This window comes from Aeromonas molluscorum 848, from assembly GCF_000388115.1.
GTDB classification, from domain to species: Bacteria; Pseudomonadota; Gammaproteobacteria; order Enterobacterales; family Aeromonadaceae; genus Aeromonas; species Aeromonas molluscorum.
The window spans coordinates 1-4,744 of sequence record NZ_AQGQ01000236.1 but is presented as its reverse complement, the minus strand read 5'-3'; the positions used below and the strand labels follow the sequence as shown (position 1 = coordinate 4,744).

5 protein-coding genes and 1 pseudogene are annotated in these 4,744 nt (G+C 55.1%); all 6 read left to right on the top strand.

The features are described 5' to 3' along the window. A partial coding sequence (gene thrS, locus G113_RS19240) for a threonine--tRNA ligase (RefSeq protein ID WP_005910336.1) occupies nt 1-1,324 on the top strand: 1,324 nt, incomplete at its 5' end. A 3-nt stretch (nt 1,325-1,327) separates the two neighbouring features. After that, nucleotides 1,328-1,876: a translation initiation factor IF-3 gene (gene infC / locus G113_RS19235; protein WP_040319409.1), complete on the top strand. Its 549-nt coding sequence runs from the start codon at nt 1,328-1,330 to the stop codon at nt 1,874-1,876. 85 nt (nt 1,877-1,961) lie between these two features. Beyond that, on the top strand, nt 1,962-2,159 hold the full coding sequence (gene rpmI, locus G113_RS19230; RefSeq protein WP_005315535.1) for a 50S ribosomal protein L35: 198 nt from the start codon (nt 1,962-1,964) through the stop codon (nt 2,157-2,159). Nucleotides 2,160-2,173: 14 nt separating this feature from the next. Continuing rightward, nucleotides 2,174-2,530 carry a 50S ribosomal protein L20 gene (gene rplT, locus G113_RS19225; RefSeq protein WP_005300683.1) on the top strand — a complete coding sequence of 119 codons (357 nt, stop codon included), beginning with the start codon at nt 2,174-2,176 and terminating at the stop codon, nt 2,528-2,530. A 512-nt stretch (nt 2,531-3,042) separates the two neighbouring features. After that, nucleotides 3,043-4,027 (top strand): annotated as a pseudogene (gene pheS / locus G113_RS19220) (phenylalanine--tRNA ligase subunit alpha). Between the two features lie 12 nt (nt 4,028-4,039). Continuing rightward, on the top strand, nt 4,040-4,744 hold a 705-nt coding region (gene ytpR, locus G113_RS19215; RefSeq protein ID WP_005910319.1), incomplete at its 3' end, for a YtpR family tRNA-binding protein.

Here is a 4,744-nt window from a genome sequence, read left to right as displayed (position 1 = left end):
CGGCGCCTACTGGCGCGGCGATTCAAACAACAAGATGCTGCAGCGCATCTACGGCACCGCCTGGGCAGATAAAAAGCAGCTCAAGGCTTACCTGCAACGCCTCGAAGAGGCCGCCAAACGTGACCATCGCAAGATTGGCAAGCAGCTCGACCTGTATCATATGCAGGAAGAAGCCCCCGGCATGGTGTTCTGGCACAACGATGGCTGGACCATCTTCCGTGAGCTGGAAACCTTCATGCGTACCAAGCTGCGTGAGTATGACTATCAGGAGGTGAAAGGCCCCTCCATGATGGATCGCGTGCTGTGGGAGCGTTCAGGCCACTGGGATAAATATGCCCAGGGCATGTTTACCACCCAGTCCGAAAACCGCGAGTACGCCATCAAGCCGATGAACTGCCCGGGTCATGTGCAAATCTTCAATCAGGGCCTGAAATCCTATCGCGATCTGCCATTGCGCATGGCCGAGTTCGGCTCCTGCCACCGCAACGAGCCATCGGGTTCCCTGCACGGTCTGATGCGAGTGCGTGGTTTTACACAAGATGATGCCCATATCTTCTGTACCGAAGAGCAGGTCATGGAAGAAGTATCTGCTTGCATCCGTATGGTCTATGACGTCTACGGCACTTTCGGCTTCGAAAACATCGTGGTCAAGCTCTCCACCCGTCCCGAACAGCGTATCGGTTCAGATGAAGCTTGGGATCGTGCCGAGGCTGCATTGGCCGAAGCCCTTGTGCTGAACGGCCTGAAGTACGATCTGCAACCGGGTGAAGGGGCGTTCTACGGTCCTAAAATTGAATTCACCCTGCACGATTGCCTGGATCGTGCGTGGCAGTGTGGTACAGTGCAGCTCGATTTCGCCCTGCCAGGTCGGCTGGGTGCCACTTATGTGGGCGAGGACAACGAGCGTCACGTCCCCGTGATGATACATCGCGCCATCTTGGGTTCCATCGAGCGGTTCATCGGCATACTGACCGAAGAATACGCAGGACTGTTCCCGACCTGGTTGGCACCGACTCAGGCCGTGGTGATGAATATCACGGATAATCAGGCCGATTATGCAGTAAAAGTGGCCAAAGCATTGAATGATGCGGGCCTTCGTGCAAAAGCGGACTTGAGAAATGAGAAGATTGGCTTTAAAATCCGCGAGCATACTTTGAAACGAGTACCTTTCATGCTGGTCTGCGGCGATAAAGAAGTTGAAGCCGGTAAGATTGCAGTACGGACTCGTAAAGGGGCTGACCTGGGCACTTATCCTGTTGAAGAGCTAATCGCTCTACTGTCCCAGGAAGTTCAGACCCGCGGACAAAAGAAAGTGGAGGAATAAGCTATAAAAGGCGGAAAAAAACTGGGCAAGCAACCGCAAGCCCGCGCTCACCGGATCAATACCGAGATTCGTCTGAAAGAAGTTCGTTTGACTGGACTTGATGGTGAGCCCTTGGGCGTCGTCGAAATCCATGATGCACTGAACTTGGCCCTTGAGGCTGGAGTAGATCTGGTCGAGATCAGCCCTAACGCTGAACCGCCCGTTTGCCGAATCATGGATTACGGCAAATTCCTCTACGAGAAGAGCAAGACAACCAAAGAACAGAAGAAAAAGCAGAAAGTTGTCCAGGTTAAGGAAATCAAATTCCGTCCTGGCACCGACGAAGGCGACTATCAGGTAAAACTACGCAACCTGGTTCGCTTTCTTGAAGACGGGGACAAGGCGAAGGTCACCCTGCGCTTCCGTGGTCGTGAAATGGCTCACCAGGATCTTGGTATCAAGGTACTGGAGCGCGTCAAGAACGATCTGGAAGAGCTGGCAGTGGTCGAGTCGTTCCCTAAAGTGGAAGGCCGTCAAGCTGTGATGGTCCTCGCGCCTAAGAAGAAATCCTAAGGCCCACAAGAAATTGGCTCATGGGCTAGTCCCATGAGTTAGTTCGCCTTGCGATTTTGTTTTCACTCACAATGCGGAGTATAAAATGCCGAAGATGAAAACCAACCGGGGTGCTGCAAAGCGCTTCAAGAAGACTGGCTCCGGCCGCTTCAAGTGCAAGCATAACCACCTGCGTCACATCCTGACCAAGAAGAGCAGCAAGCGTAAGCGCAAGCTGGGACCGAAGTTCATGGTTTCTGCTGCTGACCACAAACGTGTTGTTGCCTGTCTGCCGTACGCATAAGGGGGATGTGAAAAATGCCAAGAGTTAAACGTGGTGTGACTGCTCGCGCTCGTCACAAGAAAGTAATGAAAGCCGCCAAGGGTTACTACGGCGCCCGTTCCCGTGTCTACCGCGTAGCGGTACAAGCGGTAACCAAAGCTGGTCAGTATGCCTATCGTGACCGTCGCCAGAAAAAGCGTCAGTTCCGTCAACTGTGGATTGCCCGTATCAACGCGGCAGCCCGTCAGAATGGTCTGTCCTACAGCCGTCTGATCAACGGTCTGAAGAAAGCTTCTATCGAAATCGATCGTAAGATCCTGTCCGATATCGCTGTTCACGACAAGTTGGCTTTCACCGCCCTGGTTGAAAAGGCTAAAGCAGCACTGGTTTAATCCGGTTCTGTTATGAAACTAAAAGGAGGCCCTAGGCCTCCTTTTTTGTTGTTTTATCTGTTAAGACCGGTTTTCGGTGTGCGCTATGGGGTATATCCCCAGAGGGGCAGGGGATGGGTACCTTGTTGTGCTCAACGGTCGGAGGCGAGTGTGCCTGTCGCTGAGGAGTATGCAGAGCCGTTAATTCGAAAGCGCTCGAATTGACGGAGAGATAGCGTTTGTCTGACAGGCTCATACTACTAACGCCATCCGTCACATGCTTTGCCATTAATTTTTATCATATTGATTTAAAAGTATATTTAATAATTCCCTCCCTCGAATATGGCCTGCCGACCTCAAACATTGCCATCCATGGCACGGCGATACCATGACCATTGCGCTATAACAAAATGATTTCTCGGGAGAAAAGCCCACCTTAACTATGGTCAGCCAAGGGGCTTTTTTTGTATTATCCCCCTCTTACCCTTATTTAGCCTACAGGCTCCTGTTTCGGGAGTGGTGACGAGGAAGACATGCAACAGCTTGAAGAAGTAGTCGGCCAGGCCAAGGCCGAGATTGAGGGCGTCAATGACGTTGCGACCCTCGACGAGATCCGGGTCAAATATCTGGGTAAAAAAGGCGTTTTTTACCGAGCAGATGAAGACACTGGGCGCCTTGTCCGCAGAAGAGCGTCCCGCTGCGGGCGCCGTGATCAACCAGGCCAAGCAGCAGGTGCAAGATGCCCTGAATGCGCGCCGCGATGATCTGGCCTCCCAGGAGCTGAACCAGAAGCTGGCCGCCGAGACCATCGACATCAGCCTGCCTGGGCGTCGCATCGAGAGCGGTGGCCTGCACCCTGTGACCCGCACCGTCGAGCGCATCGAGCGCCTGTTTGGCGAGATGGGGTTCAAGGTTGAGCGCGGTCCCGAGATTGAAGATGGTTTCCACAACTTCGATGCGCTGAACATCCCGGCTCACCACCCGGCGCGTACCGATCACGATACCTTCTACTTCAATCCTGATCTGATGCTGCGCACCCATACCTCGGGCGTGCAGATCCGCACCATGCAGCAGCAACAGCCACCGATCCGCATCATAGCGCCGGGCCGCGTCTATCGTAACGACTACGACATGACCCACACGCCTATGTTCCACCAGGTTGAAGGCCTGCTGGTTGACGAGCATGCCAGCTTTACCGAGCTCAAAGGCATACTGCACGACTTCCTGCGCAACTACTTCGAGGAAGATCTCACCATTCGCTTCCGTCCTTCCTATTTCCCGTTCACCGAGCCGAGTGCCGAAGTGGATGTGATGGGCAAGAACGGCAAGTGGCTGGAAGTGCTGGGCTGCGGCATGGTGCACCCGAATGTGCTGCGTTCGGTCGGTATCGATCCGGAAAAATACTCCGGCTTTGCCTTCGGCATGGGCGTTGAGCGCCTGACCATGCTGCGTTACGGGGTCAATGACCTGCGTGCCTTCTTCGAAAACGACCTGCGCTTCCTCAAGCAGTTCAAGTAAGGGCGAGAGAACATGAAATTCAGTAAATCCTGGGTGATGGAGTGGGTCCGCACCGAGTTGAGTGACAACGCACTGGCCGAGCAGATCACCATGGCCGGTCTGGAAGTGGACGCCGTGGAAGCGGTGGCCGGCCAGTTCAACAACGTGGTCGTGGGCGAAGTGGTCGAGTGTGCCCAGCATCCGGACGCCGACAAACTGCGGGTGACCAAGGTCAACGTGGGCGAGGCCGAGCTGCTGGACATCGTCTGCGGCGCGCCGAACTGCCGCACCGGCCTGAAAGTCTGCGTGGCCAAAGTAGGGGCGACCCTGCCGGGTGATTTTACCATCAAGAAAGCCAAGCTGCGCGGCCAGCCGTCTCACGGCATGCTCTGCTCCTTCAGCGAGCTGGGTATTGACGTAGAAGCGGACGGCATCATAGAGCTGCCGAGCGATGCCCCCATCGGCACTGACATTCGCGACTACCTCGCGCTCAACGACGTCAGCATCGACGTGGATTTGACTCCGAACCGTGCCGACTGCCTCGGGATCAAAGGGCTTGCTCGCGAGATCGGTGTGCTCAACAGCGTGGACGTGGTCGAGCCGACCTGGACGCCGGCTGTTGCCACCTGTGATGCCAGCTTCCCGATCCGGGTTGAAGCACCAGCCGATTGCCCCCGTTATCTGGGTCGCGTCATCAAGGGGCTTAACCTGCACACCCCGAGCCCGCTCTGGATGCAG